18 protein-coding genes are annotated in these 16,557 nt (G+C 58.2%); 10 read left to right on the forward strand and 8 right to left on the reverse strand.

From position 1 onward, the window contains the following. Positions 1 to 210 precede the first annotated feature (210 nt). Both ychF and pth read right to left on the reverse strand, forming a co-directional pair. Positions 211 to 1,302, reverse strand: a complete 1,092-nt coding sequence (gene ychF, locus BJP61_RS09795; RefSeq protein WP_038862499.1) for a redox-regulated ATPase YchF — start codon at positions 1,300 to 1,302, stop codon at positions 211 to 213. A gap of 139 nt (positions 1,303 to 1,441) precedes the next feature. Next, positions 1,442 to 2,026: an aminoacyl-tRNA hydrolase gene (pth, locus tag BJP61_RS09800; RefSeq protein ID WP_075193598.1), complete on the reverse strand. Its 585-nt coding sequence runs from the start codon at positions 2,024 to 2,026 to the stop codon at positions 1,442 to 1,444. 267 nt (positions 2,027 to 2,293) lie between these two features. On the opposite strand from pth, the gene ychH reads away from it, so the two are divergent. Continuing rightward, positions 2,294 to 2,566: a stress-induced protein YchH gene (gene ychH / locus BJP61_RS09805; RefSeq protein ID WP_007682132.1), complete on the forward strand. Its 273-nt coding sequence runs from the start codon at positions 2,294 to 2,296 to the stop codon at positions 2,564 to 2,566. 117 nt (positions 2,567 to 2,683) lie between these two features. Beyond that, positions 2,684 to 3,730, forward strand: coding sequence for a MerR family transcriptional regulator (locus BJP61_RS09810; protein ID WP_171998220.1), 1,047 nt, complete (start codon positions 2,684 to 2,686; stop codon positions 3,728 to 3,730). 1 nt (position 3,731) lies between these two features. Here the strand turns inward: BJP61_RS09810 and dauA are convergent, their stop codons facing one another. From dauA to lolB, 4 genes are all read right to left on the reverse strand, one after another. Beyond that, positions 3,732 to 5,411: a C4-dicarboxylic acid transporter DauA gene (gene dauA, locus BJP61_RS09815; protein ID WP_075193600.1), complete on the reverse strand. Its 1,680-nt coding sequence runs from the start codon at positions 5,409 to 5,411 to the stop codon at positions 3,732 to 3,734. A 119-nt stretch (positions 5,412 to 5,530) separates the two neighbouring features. After that, complete coding sequence (gene prs, locus BJP61_RS09820) at positions 5,531 to 6,478, reverse strand: ribose-phosphate diphosphokinase (protein ID WP_007729920.1); 948 nt, start codon at positions 6,476 to 6,478, stop codon at positions 5,531 to 5,533. Positions 6,479 to 6,605: 127 nt separating this feature from the next. Continuing rightward, positions 6,606 to 7,475 carry a 4-(cytidine 5'-diphospho)-2-C-methyl-D-erythritol kinase gene (gene ispE, locus BJP61_RS09825; protein WP_171999297.1) on the reverse strand — a complete coding sequence of 290 codons (870 nt, stop codon included), beginning with the start codon at positions 7,473 to 7,475 and terminating at the stop codon, positions 6,606 to 6,608. Further along, positions 7,472 to 8,095: a lipoprotein insertase outer membrane protein LolB gene (gene lolB / locus BJP61_RS09830; protein WP_075193602.1), complete on the reverse strand. Its 624-nt coding sequence runs from the start codon at positions 8,093 to 8,095 to the stop codon at positions 7,472 to 7,474. Before lolB ends, ispE begins: the two co-directional genes overlap by 4 nt. Before the next feature lie 199 nt (positions 8,096 to 8,294). Here lolB and hemA point away from each other — a divergent pair, with 199 nt between their 5' ends. Genes hemA through kdsA form a run of 6 tightly spaced genes read left to right on the forward strand, consistent with a single transcriptional unit; the run spans position 8,295 to position 13,618 of the window. Continuing rightward, positions 8,295 to 9,551, forward strand: a complete 1,257-nt coding sequence (gene hemA, locus BJP61_RS09835) for a glutamyl-tRNA reductase (protein ID WP_038862532.1) — start codon at positions 8,295 to 8,297, stop codon at positions 9,549 to 9,551. Positions 9,552 to 9,588: 37 nt separating this feature from the next. After that, positions 9,589 to 10,671: a peptide chain release factor 1 gene (prfA, locus tag BJP61_RS09840; protein WP_038862512.1), complete on the forward strand. Its 1,083-nt coding sequence runs from the start codon at positions 9,589 to 9,591 to the stop codon at positions 10,669 to 10,671. Then, positions 10,671 to 11,513: a peptide chain release factor N(5)-glutamine methyltransferase gene (prmC, locus tag BJP61_RS09845; protein ID WP_161581599.1), complete on the forward strand. Its 843-nt coding sequence runs from the start codon at positions 10,671 to 10,673 to the stop codon at positions 11,511 to 11,513. Before prfA ends, prmC begins: the two co-directional genes overlap by 1 nt. Before the next feature lie 6 nt (positions 11,514 to 11,519). Next, positions 11,520 to 11,915: an invasion regulator SirB2 gene (gene sirB2 / locus BJP61_RS09850; RefSeq protein WP_007729910.1), complete on the forward strand. Its 396-nt coding sequence runs from the start codon at positions 11,520 to 11,522 to the stop codon at positions 11,913 to 11,915. Further along, entirely contained in the window at positions 11,912 to 12,721 is an 810-nt protein-coding gene (sirB1, locus tag BJP61_RS09855; protein ID WP_038862515.1) for an invasion regulator SirB1, read from the forward strand. Before sirB2 ends, sirB1 begins: the two co-directional genes overlap by 4 nt. Positions 12,722 to 12,763: 42 nt before the next feature. Next, a complete protein-coding gene (gene kdsA, locus BJP61_RS09860) occupies positions 12,764 to 13,618 on the forward strand; it encodes a 3-deoxy-8-phosphooctulonate synthase (RefSeq protein ID WP_038862516.1) in 855 nt (284 codons plus the stop codon). Between the two features lie 117 nt (positions 13,619 to 13,735). On the opposite strand, the gene chaA is transcribed toward kdsA, so the two are convergent. After that, positions 13,736 to 14,839 (reverse strand): sodium-potassium/proton antiporter ChaA, encoded by a 1,104-nt coding sequence (chaA, locus tag BJP61_RS09865; protein WP_161581600.1) that lies wholly within the window; start codon positions 14,837 to 14,839, stop codon positions 13,736 to 13,738. 274 nt (positions 14,840 to 15,113) lie between these two features. Between chaA and chaB the strand changes: the two genes are divergently transcribed. Then, a complete protein-coding gene (gene chaB, locus BJP61_RS09870) occupies positions 15,114 to 15,344 on the forward strand; it encodes a putative cation transport regulator ChaB (protein ID WP_004388054.1) in 231 nt (76 codons plus the stop codon). 216 nt (positions 15,345 to 15,560) lie between these two features. After that, positions 15,561 to 16,259, forward strand: a complete 699-nt coding sequence (locus BJP61_RS09875) for a gamma-glutamylcyclotransferase (RefSeq protein ID WP_038862518.1) — start codon at positions 15,561 to 15,563, stop codon at positions 16,257 to 16,259. A gap of 48 nt (positions 16,260 to 16,307) precedes the next feature. Here BJP61_RS09875 and BJP61_RS09880 read toward each other — a convergent pair whose 3' ends face one another. After that, positions 16,308 to 16,553: a DUF1883 domain-containing protein gene (locus BJP61_RS09880; RefSeq protein WP_038862519.1), complete on the reverse strand. Its 246-nt coding sequence runs from the start codon at positions 16,551 to 16,553 to the stop codon at positions 16,308 to 16,310. Between the last annotated feature and the right edge of the window lie 4 nt (positions 16,554 to 16,557).

A 16,557-nucleotide genomic window follows, 5' to 3' on the forward strand; every position in this document is an offset into this window, starting at 1 on the left:
GCTTACGTTAAAGAGCGCAGCAGTGTACACGCTTTTCACCTGCGCTTAGCGATAAATCTGACTGCCTGAGAGAAACCGCGGCGTTATTCGTAATCGCCCGTCGCTCTGAATGCGTGTCTAAACATAAAAACAAAAATCCACGCGATGGCGTGGATTTTAATAAGTTTGCCTCAGGAGAGGTAATACAACCTCATACGGCGCACATTTTCTTTAGACGTTGAACAGGAAGTTCATGATGTCGCCATCTTTGACGATGTAGTCTTTCCCTTCCGCGCGCATTTTGCCCGCTTCTTTCGCGCCCTGTTCGCCTTTGTAGGTGATGAAATCGTCATAGGCGATGGTTTGCGCGCGGATAAAGCCTTTTTCAAAGTCGGTGTGGATTTTACCGGCCGCCTGCGGCGCGGTCGCGCCAACCGGGATGGTCCATGCGCGCACTTCTTTCACGCCTGCGGTGAAGTAGGTTTGCAGGTTCAGCAGGGAGTAACCGGCGCGGATCACGCGGTTCAGGCCCGGCTCTTCAAGGCCCAGTTCCTGCATGAATTCATCGCGCTCTTCATCGTCGAGCTCAGCGATATCGGATTCCACCGCCGCGCACACCGGCACGACGACAGAACCTTCTTTCGCGGCGATTTCACGGACCTGGTCGAGGAACGGGTTGTTCTCAAAACCATCTTCGTTGACGTTCGCGATGTACATGGTCGGCTTGAGCGTCAGGAAGCTCAGGTATTTGATGAGATCTTTCTCTTCTTTGCTCAGATCCAGCGCGCGCAGCATACCGGCGTTTTCGAGCTGCGGCAGGCATTTTTCCAGCACGGCCAGCTCGGCTTTGGCGTCTTTGTCGCCGCCTTTGGCTTTCTTGGAGATGCGATGAATCGCACGCTCGCAGGTATCGAGGTCAGAGAGCGCCAGCTCGGTATTGATGGTGTCAATATCTTCTGCCGGGTTCACTTTGCCCGCGACGTGGATGATGTTGTCGTTTTCAAAGCAGCGCACCACGTGGCCGATAGCTTCGGTTTCGCGAATGTTGGTCAGGAACTGGTTGCCCAGACCTTCGCCTTTCGACGCGCCTTTCACCAGGCCCGCGATGTCCACAAACTCCATCGTGGTCGGCAGAATGCGCTGCGGCTTGACTATCTCGGCAATCTTGTCCAGACGCGGATCGGGCATAGGCACGACGCCGGTGTTCGGCTCAATGGTACAGAACGGGAAGTTCGCCGCCTCAATACCTGCTTTGGTCAGCGCATTGAACAGAGTGGATTTACCGACGTTCGGCAAGCCGACGATACCGCATTTGAATCCCATGTTTTACATTACCTTAATTGCTGGTTTATCAGGGGGTTAGAAATAACCCGATGATGAGAAATGGTGTTATTTGGCTATTATACACGTAACAGGCGCGCAACGGGGGAGAAATCACCCTCGCGCCGCGCCGCCGCGCCGGTTATTGCGCTTTAAAACTGTGCAGGCGATTAGTGGCTTTGGTTAAGCCGTCCTGCAGCCAGATTTCGGTGCAGCGCGCCGCTTCGTCAACGGCCTCGTCTATGAGCTTTTGCTCGCTGACCGGCGGTTTGCCAAGTACAAAACCGACAACTTTATTTTTATCGCCCGGATGACCAATGCCGAGTCGTAAACGATGAAAGTTCGGGTTATTGCCAAGCTTGCTGATGATGTCTTTCAGGCCGTTATGACCGCCGTGACCGCCGCCGAGCTTGAATTTCGCCACGCCCGGCGGGAGATCCAGCTCATCATGCGCGACCAGGATTTCATCGGGCGTGATGCGGTAAAAGGTGGCCAACGCCGCCACAGCCTTACCGCTCAGGTTCATAAAAGTGGTCGGCACCAGCAGACGCACATCATTGCCGTTGATATTAATGCGCGAGGTATAACCAAAAAATTTGGCTTCTTCTTTCAGCGGCGCGCGAAAGCGTTCCGCCAGCAAATCTACATACCATGCGCCCGCGTTATGGCGAGTGGCAGCATATTCCGCGCCGGGGTTGGCAAGGCCCACTATCAGTTTAATCGTCACGTTATTGTTCCTGAACATCTCTGTTTGCGGCGTAGTTTACTGTGACGCCGCGCAGATCACAAAACCGCGACGCGGCGGGGCGGCAAAATCAATAATCACTGTCATGAATAATTAGATTTTCATTCAATTCATTGACTTATTTGTAAAGTTTCGTTCCTGGAATGTTCATAAATGTGATCCCCGGCGCAACCCTCACGCATAAGCGTTGCCTATACTTTACACATAAATCGCAGGGATACTTTCCCGCCCAACATTCCGGAGGTGACTATGAAACGCAAAAACGCGTCGTTGCTCGGCAACTTTTTGATGGGGCTGGGGTTAGTTGTCATGGTCGTCGGGGTCGGTTACTCCATTCTTAACCAGTTGCCGCAGCTTAATCTGCCACAATTTTTCGCGCACGGCGCCATATTGAGTATTTTTGTCGGGGCTGTGCTCTGGCTTGCGGGCGCCCGTATCGGCGGTCATGAACAGGTATGCGATCGCTACTGGTGGGTGCGCCATTATGATAAACGCTGTAAGCGAAACCATCACTCCAGCTAATGCTTAAATGCTGTGAAAAAGCTCCCGCCGGTCGGGAGCTTTTTTTATGGTAGTCTCTTGACCCTCACGTTACGTCAGGGCTCACAGTGGGCTTCGCAAGGGAAGAGGAGAGCGTTTATGTTGCTACAGGTGGGTGAACTCGCGAAGCGCGCCGGACTGACGGTTCGCACGCTACACCACTACGAAAGCCTCGGGCTGCTCATTCCCTCCGGCCGTACCGCCGCCGGCTACCGGCTCTATAACCGTGATGATATTCAGCGTCTGCATCATATTCAGGCGTTAACGCGGATGGGGCTGAGCCTGGCGCAGGTGCGGGAGTGCCTGGAGAGCGGCAGCGTGACGCTGCCGGAGGTTATCGACACACAAATCGCCATGCTTAACGCGCAGCTCAAACGTACCGAGACGCTGCGCGACCGGCTGGTGGCGCTGCGTGAAGGGCTTCTGGCGGGCGACGAGCCGGATCTTCAGGAATGGCTTAAAACACTGGAGTTAATGACGATGTATGAGAAATGGTTTTCCCCGGACGAACTGAAACAGCTGCCGTTCGCGCAGCAAAATACCGATCGCGAGGCGCAGTGGGCGGCGCTGGTCGAGGAGGTGAAGAAGGCCGTGCATAAAGGCGTGCCGGTAAGCGACCCGGCCGCGCAGGCGCTCGCCACACGCTGGATGGAGACGCTGGAGCGCGATACCGCCGGCAATCCGGCGTTTCTGACGCGCCTTAATGAAATGCATGCTGCCGAACCCATGATGCGCGACCAGACCGGCATTACGCCTGATATCATCGACTGGATAACGCACGCGTTCGCCGAGAGTAAGCTCGCTATCTACCAGCGCTATCTGACGCCGGAAGAGTTTGCGTTTACCCGCGAGCACTATTTCGATCGCATGATGGAGTGGCCGCCGCTGGTGGCGAAACTGCATGAAGCGGTAGACGCGCAGCTCGATCCTGAAAGCGAAGAGGCGCGCGGGCTCGCCGCGCACTGGCTGGCGCTGTTTGAGTCGTTCGCGGGGCGTAACCCGCAAACGCAGCAGAAATTTCGGGAGGCGATGATGCGCGAGCCGCATCTCTCTAAAGGCACCTGGATGACGCCGGAAGTGTTGGGCTGGCTGCAACAGGCGTTTGGCGCGCTGATGCAGGCGCAGGGGGCTGCGCCTGCGCGTTAACTTAGTGTGCGGCTAAGGCCGCGTGGCTGTCCGGGAAGAACGCGAGACGCCCAGGGATGGGCTGGACGCCTGCGCGCGCCAGCGTGCGCAGCGGCTGGAATTCCAGATGACACAGGCGCAGCTCGCAGCCGTCCGGCAGGCGTTCAATAAAGCGCTGTAAGGCATCAAGACCGCCTGCATCCAGCACCGGCACCGCGTCCCACTGCATCACGATAACCCGTTTGCCCGCCGCCTGCGCCAGCAGCGGCGTAAAGACGCCTTCCGCCGCGGCGAAAAACAGCGGCCCGGTTACCCGTACGGCCAGCGTGTCATCCGGCACGCTAACGTTAAGCGGTGCAACCCGCGTCATCCGCGCCACCCGGCGCATAAACAGCAGCGAGGCCAGCACCACGCCGACGCTGATGGCGATAACCATATCAAACAGCACCGTCAGCGACATGCACAGCAGCATCACGATGATGTCGTCCTGCGGCGCGCGGCGCAGCAGGCCGATAACCTTATGCGCCTCGCTCATGTTCCACGCCACCATCAACAGCAGCGCGGCCATCGCCGAGAGCGGCAGCCAGGAGAGCAGCGGCGCCAGCGCCAGCAGGGCCAGCAGCACCAGCAGCGCATGAAAAACGGCAGCGACAGGCGAGGTGGCCCCGGCGCGCACATTCGCCGCCGAGCGGGCGATGGCGGCAGTCGCGGTGATACCGCCAAAAAACGGCGCCACCAGATTGCCGAGCCCCTGACCGATAAGCTCGCTGTTCGCGTTATGACGCGTGCCGGTCATGCCGTCCAGCACCACCGCGCACAGCAGCGACTCGATAGCCCCGAGCATCGCCATCGAAAACGCGGCGGGCAGCAGGGCGCGCAGCGAATCGAGGCTCAGCGTAAAGCCTGAGCCCGGCAGATCCCACGGCAGCATCAGCTGCGGCAGAAGCGGTGGAATGCCGCTGCCCTGGGTGCCGTCCGCGAGCAGGTAGTGGAAGCGCGAGCCGATGGTGGCAACGTTGCCGCCAAGCAGATGCACAATACCCATCACCGCGCAGCCCGCCAGCAGCGCAGGTAAATGCCCCGGCAGCCGGATGCCAAGACGCGGCCAGAGGATCAGCACTGCCAGCGTGACAACACCGATCGCCGCATCGCCGGCGTTAAAACCCGGCAGCGCCATCGCCAGCGCCGCCACTTTCGGCAGATAGTGTTCCGGCACGTGCGCCATCTCAAGGCCGAAGAAATCTTTAATCTGCATGGTGGCGATGGTAATACCGATGCCGGAGGTAAAGCCGAGCGTCACCGGCAGCGGAATATATTCGATCAGCCGCCCGAAGCGCGCGAGGCCAAACAGCACCAGGAACACGCCGGACATGAGCGTCGCCACCAGCAGGCCCGACAGCCCGAACTGCTGGGCGACAGGATAGAGGATTACAACAAACGCGGCGGTTGGCCCGGAGACGCTAAAGCGCGACCCGCCACTCAGCGCGATCACGATCCCGGCGACGGCAGAGGTATAAAGTCCGTACTGCGGCGGCACGCCACTGCCTATAGCCAGCGCCATCGCGAGCGGAATGGCGATGATCCCGACTGTGATACCCGCAATCAGGTCGCGGCTCAGCCGGGAAAGCGTGTATTTTTCACGCCAGCAGGCCTCCACCAGCGCGCGGAAAGGAAGAATTTGCGAAAGATACTGAGTGTTCACGATACGCGGTCCATGATCTCATCATCTCAATCAATATATGATGATGAATTGATAAATCATACAAATAAAAATCAAGGAATAAAAAAACCCGCCGTAGCGGGTTTTTAAGCACAGTCCGATTAATGTTCGAACATAGCGGAGATAGATTCTTCGTTGCTGATACGACGAATCGCCTCGGCCAGCATGCCGGAGAGGGTCAGGGTGCGCACGTTCGGCAGCGCCTTGATCTCTTCCGCCAGCGGGATAGTGTCGCAGACCACCACTTCATCAATCACGGAGTTGCGCAGGTTGTTAAGCGCGTTACCGGAGAAGATAGGGTGGGTGGCGTAGGCGAAAACACGTTTCGCGCCGCGCTCTTTCAGCGCTTCCGCGGCTTTGCACAGGGTGCCGCCGGTGTCGATCATGTCGTCAACCAGTACGCAGTCGCGGCCTGCCACGTCACCGATGATGTGCATCACCTGAGAAACGTTGGCGCGCGGACGGCGCTTGTCGATAATCGCCATGTCGGTGTCGTTAAGCAGTTTAGCGATGGCGCGGGCGCGAACCACGCCGCCGATGTCCGGAGAAACCACGATCGGGTTATCCAGGTTCTGCTGCAGCATATCTTCCAGCAGAATCGGGCTGCCGAATACGTTGTCTACCGGCACATCGAAGAAGCCCTGAATCTGTTCTGCGTGCAGGTCCACAGTGAGAACGCGGTCAACCCCAACGCTTGACAGGAAATCCGCCACCACTTTCGCGGTGATCGGCACACGCGCAGAACGCACGCGACGGTCCTGACGGGCATAACCAAAATAGGGGATAACGGCGGTAATACGACCTGCGGAAGCGCGGCGCAGGGCGTCGACCATAACAACCAGTTCCATCAGGTTGTCGTTGGTGGGGGCACAAGTGGACTGGATGATGAAAATATCACCACCGCGTACATTTTCATTGATTTGTACGCTGACTTCGCCGTCGCTAAAGCGACCGACAGCAGCGTCGCCGAGGGAAGTGTACAGGCGGTTGGCAATACGTTGTGCTAGTTCCGGGGTGGCGTTACCAGCAAAAAGCTTCATATCAGGCACGAGAAGAACCTCAGGCATGCGTCCAGTGGTGGATGGCGGCGCCGCAAAACGCGACAGGAAGCAGGTTCGCCATCCAGGCGGTGTATTTAAAGAGCATGGCGCAACGTCTGGAACAGGGGTGACGTTGTCACCAGGACTCAGTTTGCCCGGCGATGGCTTGCTGTAACGGAGAGTGGTTGACGCCTCGCGCAACAAAACCTTTCAGCCATTCCGGGGCTTTCTCAAGCACCCGGCGGGCCTCGGATTCGGTGTTAAATTCAGCAAACACACAAGCTCCGGTGCCGGTCAGGCGCGACGGCGCGTATTCTAACAGCCAGGAAAGCGCGGCATCAACCTCACGAAAACGTTTTCTTGCGATATGCTCGCAATCGTTGCGAAATTCACATTTCAGCAACGTTTCCATTGACCGGACGGGCGTATCGCGCGTCAGCTCAGGATCGGTAAAAATCACCGGTGTCGGAATGCTGACGGCAGGGTGCGCCACCAGATACCATTTCTCCGGCGGGGAGGCGGGCGTCAGAAGCTCCCCAACGCCTTCAGCGAACGCCGCCCGACCACGCACGAAGACCGGCACGTCGGCGCCGAGGCGCACGCCAAGCGTTGCCAGCGCGTCTTCGCTAAGCCCGGTCTGCCAGAGATGATTGAGCGCCACCAGCACCGTCGCGGCGTTCGATGAACCGCCGCCGAGCCCGCCGCCCATCGGCAGACGCTTTTCAACCCCGAGATCCGCGCCGGCGCCCTGGGGCAGCCGTCCGGCCTCGCGGGCGTGCGTCATCAGCAGTCGCGCGGCGCGCATGATTAAATTGTCTTCTTCCGCCACACCGTCAACGGGCGTCACCAGGCGCAACTGCCCGTCGCGGCGCGGCGTAATCAGCACCGTGTCGCCATAGTCGAGAAACTGAAACAGCGTTTGCAGATTGTGATAGCCGTCCTCGCGACGGCCGGTGATATATAAGAAGAGATTAAGCTTCGCCGGAGAGGGCCAACGGGTCATTATTTAACAATCCAGTTATCCATTTTCAGCTTGATGCGCTGATCGCCTTCGCGCAGCTCCAGGTTCGACGGCATCGCTGGCTGGGTTTTCGTGTCGTAGCCGCCGTAAACCACTTTCCAGGTTTTGCCGTTCTGCGTGTAGTTGACTTCACGCAGGCGGTACTGGTCGTCGAGCGAGTAATCGGTCGCGTCGCCCGGCAGGCCGACAATCCACTGGCGCAGGCTGTTGAGCGGAATCGGCATGCCGGTCAGCTTGCCAATCATCTCTTCCGCGTCCGTCGCCTGATAATGCTGGCCTTTGTTATCCACCAGCTCTACCGCGCCCGGCTTTGCATTCAGCTCAAGCTCGGTGCTGCCGAGCGGGTTGGTGAGCAGCAGGCGATAGTTTTCTTTACCGGTCTGCTGCCAGAAAAAGCGCGCATAGACTTTCTGCTGATCGGAAAGCCAGGCGAAGGCGCCGCGGGTCTGGAACTGGGCCAGGTTTTTTACCTGCTCCTGATGCTGTCGCCACTGGGGGGAGTCGGGGCTTTTGCCGGGGCCTTGCGGGGCATGGCTGACGCAGGCGGTCAGCACCAGGCTCGCCAGTGGGGCGAGAGACCAAAAACGCACAGAAGAAATCGCCATAACAGGAACAAATCCTTGATGTTGATTGAGGTTATAACCCTTCATGCTAGCGTCCGGGGCTAAGGGCGTCTATGGTCAAGTTGTCTTAAATCATGAATCTGTCTATTACTCCAAAAGAGGCGGTTCTCTTTTATTGACCTTACGCATCCTGTATGATGCGCACAGCAAACCTTATCAACGCTGGTACTATTCCCGCTCCATGACTCTGTTAGCTCTCGGCATCAACCACAAAACGGCTCCTGTTTCGCTGCGAGAACGCGTGACGTTTTCGCCGGATACGCTCGACCAGGCGCTGGAAAGCCTGCTGTCGCAGCCGATGGTGCAGGGCGGGGTGGTGCTTTCTACGTGCAACCGCACGGAGCTTTATCTGAGCGTTGAAGAACAGGACAACCTGCACGATAAACTGGTCCGCTGGCTGTGCGATTACCACAAGCTTGATGAAGCGGAAGTGCGCAACAGTCTTTACTGGCACCACGATAACGACGCGGTCAGCCACCTGATGCGTGTCGCCAGCGGGCTGGATTCGCTGGTGCTCGGCGAGCCGCAGATTTTAGGCCAGGTGAAAAAAGCCTTTGCCGATTCTGGTCGCGGCCATGCCAACGCCAGCGAACTGGAGCGCATGTTCCAGAAGTCCTTCTCGGTTGCCAAACGCGTGCGTACCGAAACCGATATCGGCGCCAGTGCTGTTTCGGTGGCGTTCGCCGCCTGTACGCTGGCGCGCCAGATTTTCGAATCGCTCTCAACAGTCACTGTCATGCTGGTCGGCGCGGGCGAAACCATCGAACTGGCGGCTCGACACCTGCGCGAACACCACGTTCAGAAGATGATTATCGCTAACCGCACCCGCGAGCGCGCCCAGCGCCTGGCGGATGAAGTGGGCGCGGAAGTCATCGGGCTTGGCGAGATAGACGAACGGCTGAAAGACGCCGATATCATTATCAGCTCCACCGCGAGTCCGCTGCCGATTATCGGCAAAGGAATGATGGAGCGCGCGCTGAAGGCCCGCCGCAACCAGCCGATGCTGCTGGTGGATATCGCGGTGCCGCGTGATGTCGAGCCGGAAGTTGGCAAACTTGCCAACGCCTACCTGTACAGCGTCGACGATCTCCAGAGCATCATCCAGCACAACATGGCGCAGCGTAAAGCGGCGGCGGTGCAGGCGGAGTCTATCGTCGAGCAGGAAGCCCACGAATTTATGGCCTGGTTGCGCGCCCAGAGCGTCAGCGAGACCATCCGTGAATACCGCGCGCAGGCCGAGCAGGTGCGCGAAGAGCTCACCAGCAAAGCGCTGGCCGCGCTGCGCGCCGGCGGCGACGCCGAAGCCATCATGCAGGATCTGGCGCGCCGGTTGACCAACCGCCTGATCCACACCCCAACCAAATCTCTTCAGCAGGCTGCCCGTGACGGGGATGATGAACGCCTGCATATTCTGCGCAACAGCCTCGGGCTGGAGTAGCACAACACAATTCTAATTACAGGGTGATCTACCGCCTATGAAGCCTTCTATCGTTGCCAAACTGGAAGCCTTGCAGGAGCGTCATGAAGAAGTTCAGGCTCTGCTGGGCGATGCGGGTACGCTTGCCGACCAGGAGCGTTTTCGCGCGCTGTCGCGTGAGTATGCCCAGCTGAGCGACGTTTCGCGCTGTTTCCTTGAGTGGCGCCAGGTACAGGAAGATATGGAAACCGCGCGTCTGATGTTAAGCGACCCGGAAATGCGCGATATGGCGCAGGATGAGCTGCTTGACGCGAAAGCGAAAGGCGAAGCGCTGGAGCAGGAGCTTCAGCTGTTGCTGTTGCCAAAAGATCCGGACGACGAGCGCAACGCCTTCGTGGAAGTGCGTGCGGGCACTGGCGGCGATGAAGCCGCGCTGTTCGCAGGCGATCTCTTTCGCATGTATAGCCGTTACGCCGAATCCCGCCGCTGGCGTGTGGAGATCATGAGCGCCAGCGAAGGCGAGCATGGCGGCTATAAAGAAGTCATCGCCAAAATCAGCGGCGAGGGCGTCTACGGGCGGCTGAAATTCGAATCCGGCGGTCATCGTGTCCAGCGCGTGCCGGCGACGGAATCCCAGGGCCGCATTCACACGTCTGCGTGCACCGTGGCGGTGATGCCGGAACTGCCGGAAGCCGAACTGCCGGATATCAACCCGGCAGATTTGCGTATCGATACCTTCCGCTCCTCCGGCGCGGGCGGTCAGCACGTTAACACCACCGATTCCGCCATTCGTATCACCCACCTGCCGACCGGCATCGTGGTCGAGTGCCAGGATGAACGCTCGCAGCATAAAAACAAAGCCAAAGCGTTGGCGGTGCTGGGCGCGCGCATTCACGCCGCTGAAGTGGCGAAACGCCAGCAGGCGGAAGCCTCGACGCGTCGTAACCTGCTGGGCAGCGGCGATCGTTCCGATCGCAACCGCACGTACAACTTCCCGCAGGGCCGCGTGACCGATCACCGTATCAACCTGACGCTCTACCGCCTGGACGAAGTGATGGAAGGCAAGCTGGACGCGCTTATCGAGCCGATAATCCAGGAACATCAGGCGGATCAACTGGCGGCGCTGGCCGAGCAGGAGTGATGGAGTATCAGCAGTGGCTGAAAAAGGCCATCCACCGCCTCACTGAAAGCGAATCGCCGCGCCGCGACGCGGAAATCCTGCTGGGTTTTGTAACCGGCAGGACGCGCACGTTTATCCTCGCCTTTGGCGAAACCGCGCTGACTGACGATGAGCTCACGCGGCTCGATGCCCTGCTGGCGCGCCGCGTCCAGGGCGAGCCGGTGGCTTATCTGACAGGCCAGCGCGAATTCTGGTCGTTGCCGCTTGAGGTCTCTGCGGCGACGCTTATCCCCCGTCCCGATACCGAATGTCTGGTGGAGCAGGCGCTGGCGCGTCTGCCCGCCGCGCCGTGTCGAATTCTCGATCTTGGCACGGGCACCGGCGCAATTGCGCTGGCGCTCGCCTCCGAGCGGCCCGACTGTCAGGTGACGGCGCTGGATGTTGTGCCGCAGGCTGTTGAGCTTGCAAAACGCAACGCGCAGCGGCTTGGCATCGATAACGTCACTGTTTTGCAAAGTCACTGGTTTTGCGCACTGACGGACGCACGTTTTTCGCTTATTGTCAGCAATCCTCCGTATATCGACGGCGACGATCCGCATCTGACGCAGGGCGATGTGCGTTTTGAGCCCAAAAGCGCGCTGGTGGCGCAAAACGCGGGGCTTGCCGATCTCGACGCGATAATCGCCGGAGCGCGCCGCTTCCTTGAAAACGACGGCTGGTTACTGTTAGAACATGGCTGGCGACAGGGCGAGGCGGTGCGTGCGCTTTTCACACGCGCGGGTTACCAGGGCGTCGAAACCTGCCGCGACTACGGCGGCAACGAGCGTCTGACGCTGGGACATTATCGCAACACACAGGAGTAGGGCAGCATGGCCGCTTACTTTGCAGTAAAACACTTACATCTTCTGACGGTGGCTATTTCCATCAGTCTTTTTATTTTGCGCTACTGGTGGCAATACCGCGGCTCGGCGATGTCGGGCAAGCGCTGGGTACGCATTGTGCCGCACGTCAACGACACCGTGCTGCTCGGCAGCGGCGTCGCGCTGGTGCTGATCACCCATTTTTATCCGTTCACCCCGCAGGGCGCGTGGCTGACTGAAAAACTCTTTGGCGTTATCATCTACATCGTTTTAGGCTTTATCGCGCTCGGGCGTCGCCCGCGCAGCCAGCAGGTTCGCTGGGTAGCTTTCCTGCTTGGGCTGGTGGTGCTCTACATCATCGTGAAACTCGCCACCACCAAAATACCGCTATTGGGGTTGATATGAAGTCGTTGGCCGATTTTCAGTTTAACAACGCGCCGCTCTGTGACGGCATGATTCTGGTTTCACAGCATATTCGCGACGATTTTCCGGCGCAGGATGTTTACGACCAGTTGGAGAGCCTGGTGCGTCTGGCCCGCGAAGAGATTTGCCAGGGCTCGCATCAGGACTCGCAGCTTGAGCGTCTGCTGGAGTTGTTCTATGGCGAATGGGGCTTTAGCGACGCGCGCGGCGTCTACCGTCTCTCTGACGCCCTGTGGCTCGACAAAGTGCTGAAAAATCGCCAGGGCAGCGCGGTCTCGCTCGGGGCTATCCTGCTGTGGATCGCAGGCCGTCTCGATATTCCGCTCATGCCGGTGATTTTCCCGACGCAGCTTATTCTGCGCGCCGACTGGATGGATGGCGAAATGTGGCTCATCAATCCATTTAACGGTGAGACGCTTGACGAACATACGCTCGAAGTCTGGCTCAAGGGCAATATCAGCCCGGTGGCCGAGCTGTATATGGATGACCTCGAAGAGTCCGAACATATTCTGGTGATCCGCAAGCTGCTCGATACGCTGAAATCCGCGCTGATGGAAGAGCGGCAGATGGAGCTTGCCCTGCGCGCCAGCGAGGCGTTGCTGGAGTTCAATCCGGAAGATCCCTATGAAATCCGAGACCGCGGGCTGATTTATGCCCAGCTCGACTGCGAGCACGTGGCGCTGAATGATTTAAGCTATTTTGTGGAGCAGTGCCCCGAGGATCCCATTAGCGAGATGATTCGGGCGCAGATTAACTCGATTTCGCATAAGCAGGTTACCCTGCACTAGGCGGCGGCAGTGTACCGATTTACACAGGATAAAGGCGACAATATGAAACAAAAAGTGGTTAGCATTGGCGACATTAATGTAGCGAACGATCTTCCGTTCGTACTGTTTGGCGGGATGAACGTGCTGGAATCGCGCGATCTTGCGATGCGCATCTGTGAGCATTATGTCACCGTGACCCAGAAGCTCGGCATTCCTTACGTCTTCAAAGCCTCTTTTGATAAAGCCAACCGCTCCTCGATTCACTCTTACCGCGGCCCGGGCCTTGAAGAAGGCATGAAAATTTTCCAGGAACTGAAGCAGACCTTCGGCGTGAAAATCATCACCGACGTTCACACCGCCGAGCAGGCGCAGCCGGTCGCGGATGTGGTGGATGTTATCCAGCTGCCGGCGTTCCTGGCCCGTCAGACCGATCTCGTCGAAGCGATGGCGAAAACCGGTGCCGTTATCAACGTCAAAAAACCGCAGTTCATCAGCCCCGGCCAGATTGGCAACATCGTGGATAAATTCAAAGAAGGCGGCAACGAGCAGGTTATCCTGTGCGATCGCGGCACCAACTTTGGTTACGACAACCTGGTCGTCGACATGCTGGGTTTTGGCGTCATGAAGAAAGTCTCTGGCAACGCGCCGGTAATCTTTGACGTCACCCACGCGCTGCAGTGCCGCGACCCGTTCGGCGCCGCGTCCAGCGGTCGTCGCGCTCAGGTAACGGAGCTTGCCCGCGCCGGCATGGCGACCGGTATCGCCGGTCTGTTTATCGAAGCGCACCCGGACCCGGAAAACGCGAAATGCGACGGCCCGTCCGCGCTGCCGCTCGCGAAACTGGAAGCGTTCCTCACGCAGATCAAAGCCATCGACGATCTGGTGAAAAGCTTCCCGGAACTCGACACCGAGCATTAACTGGCCCGGTCGTAAAAAGCAAAACCCCGCATAGCGGGGTTTTTTTATGGGCGTATCTGCGTTGGGATGATGCATGTGGCGCGCCTGCCATGCAGGCGCAGCGCTCCGCCTTAACTTCTACGCAAAAATCGTCATCAGATACGCGGCGAACAGCGCCAGATGCGCGCTACCGTTCAGTACATTGGTGCGCCCGGTCGAAAACGAAATCTGGCACAGCATCAGGGCGGCGAGCATCACCACCATTTCCGGCGCGCCAAGCGCAAACTGCAATTCATTGCCGGTCAGGATGGCGATAATCGTCACCGTCGGCACCGTCAGGGAGATGGTCGCCAGCACCGAGCCGAAAAACAGATTCATCGCGCGCTGTACCTGGTTATTGAGCACGGCTTTCAGCGCCCCCAGGCCTTCCGGCGAGAGGATCAGCAGCGCGACCAGGAAACCGGTGAACGACACCGGCGCGTTCAGGTGACTGAGCAGCCCTTCCAGCGGATTAGCGTTCATTTTGGTCACGGCGATGACAGCAATCAGGTGCACCACCAGCCAGGCCGCGTGCCACAGGTTGCCGTGCGCCGACGGTTTGCCATGATGCGGGTCATCGTCATCGCTCTCGTCTTCATGTTCGTAAACAAACAGGCTCTGGTGCGTTTTGGTCTGAATCAACAGGAAGACGCCGTACATTGCCGCCGAAATCATCGCCACCAGCAGCGACTGCGCGGTAGAAAAATTGCCGCCCGGCAGCGCCATCGGAAAGACCAGCACGATCACCGCCAGCGGAAAGAGGGCGATCAGATACTGCTTAATACCGAAGAGATTGACATATTGCGTAGCGAACTTGCGTCCGCCCAGCAGCAGCGCCACGCCCACCAGACCGCCGCTGACAATCATAATGATCGAATACAGGGTGTCGCGCATTAACGTCGGCGCGGCGTCGCCGGTGGCCATCAGCGCGGAGATAAGACTGACTTCCAGAATCACTACCGACAGGCTCAGGATCAGGGAACCGTACGGCTCGCCGAGGCGATGCGCCAGCACATCCGCGTGGCGCACCACGCTGAACGCACTGCTGAGAATCCCCACCAGCGCCAGCGCGTTGATGCCGATAATCACTGGCAGCGACTGGCTGGACCCCCAGAACGCCAGCACCGCCAGCGCTAACACCGGGAAAATGAGAGAAGTCTCCTTATGGCGGGTTTTCACCGCCTCATGGCTGGTTTTGGTCACGTTATTTCTCCAGAGAAGCAGGTCATTATCATTATAGTGAGGGGTATTGCTTATCGTAAAAGTACCAAAAAACGCGCCTTCGCGACCGTTTATTTACGCTTTTTTACGGCTTACGTTTAACTTTTCGATAAATACGCCGAAAAACAAAATTATGTTGAGAATCCATTGAGCAAACAGGCGATTGCGAATCTCACCGCCAATGCTTCGCTTACCGCTGGCGCGGATGCGTATCCTGTTCCACACTTAAGTTTTGGTCAGAAAAAGGGGGAGCGCCATGCCTTATTCATCAAGAACCGATTTACCCGATAACGTGCGTAATGTGCTGCCAGCCCATGCGCAGGATATCTACAAAGAGGCGTTTAACAGCGCCTGGGATCAATATAAAGACGAAGACGACCGCCGCGGCGACGCCAGTCGGGAAGAGACCGCGCACCGCGTTGCGTGGGCTGCGGTCAAACATGAGTACGAAAAAGGCGATGACGACAAATGGCATAAGAAAAAGTAATGCGTTGTTAATCGCCTGATTCCCTTCCATCTTTAGCTTAACCCTGCGCGCCGTATGGAAAACGATAAGTTTTTTATGGGGTGCAAAGGCTGCTGCGGTCTTGTCAGCGGCGCGTTAATCCCCTATCGTCACCCCGTAATTGCTTTCTGATTGAGCGATAAAAAGATCCTGAAGGCGCTTAAAATCGCAGGGAAGCAGCAGTGGTGGAGGTAGAAGGTGTTAACACGTGATTTCTTAATGACAGCAGACTGTAAGACGGCTTTTGGAGCCATTGAGGAATCGTTACTGTGGACGCCAGAGCAGCGAGCGGCGTCACTGGCCGCCACGCTCGCCTGTCGTCCCGAAAACGAATCGGTCTGGATTTTTGGTTATGGGTCCCTCATGTGGAACCCGGCCATGGTGTTTGAAGAGCGCTGCGCCGCGACGCTCAACGGCTGGCACCGCGCGTTCTGCCTGCGGCTTACCGCCGGGCGCGGCAGCGCCTGTCAGCCAGGACGTATGCTGGCGCTTAAAGAGGGCGGCGCCACAACCGGTGTTGCCTATCGTCTGCCTGAGTCAGAGCTTGAAACCGAGCTGACCCTGCTCTGGAAGCGCGAGATGATCACGGGCTGCTATCTGCCAGGCTGGTGTAAGCTCACGCTCAACGATGGTCGTACCGTACACGCGCTGGTCTTTATCATGGATCCGAGCCATCCGCTTTATGAGGCCGACACCCGTCCGGCGACCATCGCGCCGCTTATCGCCCGCGCCAGCGGCCCGCTTGGCACTAATGCGCAATATCTCTTCTCGCTGGAGCAGGAGCTGAAAAAGCTCGGCATGTGCGAAGCGTCGCTTGATGAGCTGGCGGTTGAAGTGCGTGCCTGTCAGGCGCGCGACAGCGGGGAAAGCGGCGAGCTGCAACCGGGGTTTGCGTAAGCGTCGTGAAGGCGTCAGTGAAAACCCCGGCGGGCGCCGGGGCAAAAATCAGGCCGGAACGTAGCTGATGGAGTGCTCCAGCGTCTGGCTGTGACTGTCGATAAGCACATCCCAGACGCCGCTGTAAGGCACGCTGATATATGCGCTGTTGCGGTTCTGGACGCTTAAAATATCTGCCCCGGCGCGCGTAAAACGCTCGCCTGCGCTCATTAAATGAATGTGGCAATTCGCCGAGCAGCGCACCACCACCGTATCTCCGCCAAACAATTTCAGGCTTGCTTTTACCCGCGCCATTTTA

Origin of the sequence: Cronobacter sp. JZ38, assembly GCF_008932145.1 — a bacterium.
GTDB classification, from domain to species: Bacteria; Pseudomonadota; Gammaproteobacteria; order Enterobacterales; family Enterobacteriaceae; genus Cronobacter; species Cronobacter muytjensii.

Bases quoted from the DNA above. Each gene is read 5' to 3' on its own strand.
- BJP61_RS09810 (WP_171998220.1), top strand. From the start codon at position 2,684: ATGTTGCTACAGGTGGGTGAACTCGCGAAGCGCGCCGGACTGACGGTT.
- prfA (WP_038862512.1), top strand. From the start codon at position 9,589: ATGAAGCCTTCTATCGTTGCCAAACTGGAAGCCTTGCAGGAGCGTCAT.
- ychH (WP_007682132.1), top strand. From the start codon at position 2,294: ATGAAACGCAAAAACGCGTCGTTGCTCGGCAACTTTTTGATGGGGCTG.
- ychF (WP_038862499.1), bottom strand. From the start codon at position 1,302: ATGGGATTCAAATGCGGTATCGTCGGCTTGCCGAACGTCGGTAAATCC.
- sirB1 (WP_038862515.1), top strand. From the start codon at position 11,912: ATGAAGTCGTTGGCCGATTTTCAGTTTAACAACGCGCCGCTCTGTGAC.
- lolB (WP_075193602.1), bottom strand. From the start codon at position 8,095: ATGGCGATTTCTTCTGTGCGTTTTTGGTCTCTCGCCCCACTGGCGAGC.
- sirB2 (WP_007729910.1), top strand. From the start codon at position 11,520: ATGGCCGCTTACTTTGCAGTAAAACACTTACATCTTCTGACGGTGGCT.
- chaB (WP_004388054.1), top strand. From the start codon at position 15,114: ATGCCTTATTCATCAAGAACCGATTTACCCGATAACGTGCGTAATGTG.
- prmC (WP_161581599.1), top strand. From the start codon at position 10,671: ATGGAGTATCAGCAGTGGCTGAAAAAGGCCATCCACCGCCTCACTGAA.
- BJP61_RS09880 (WP_038862519.1), bottom strand. From the start codon at position 16,553: ATGGCGCGGGTAAAAGCAAGCCTGAAATTGTTTGGCGGAGATACGGTG.
- kdsA (WP_038862516.1), top strand. From the start codon at position 12,764: ATGAAACAAAAAGTGGTTAGCATTGGCGACATTAATGTAGCGAACGAT.
- hemA (WP_038862532.1), top strand. From the start codon at position 8,295: ATGACTCTGTTAGCTCTCGGCATCAACCACAAAACGGCTCCTGTTTCG.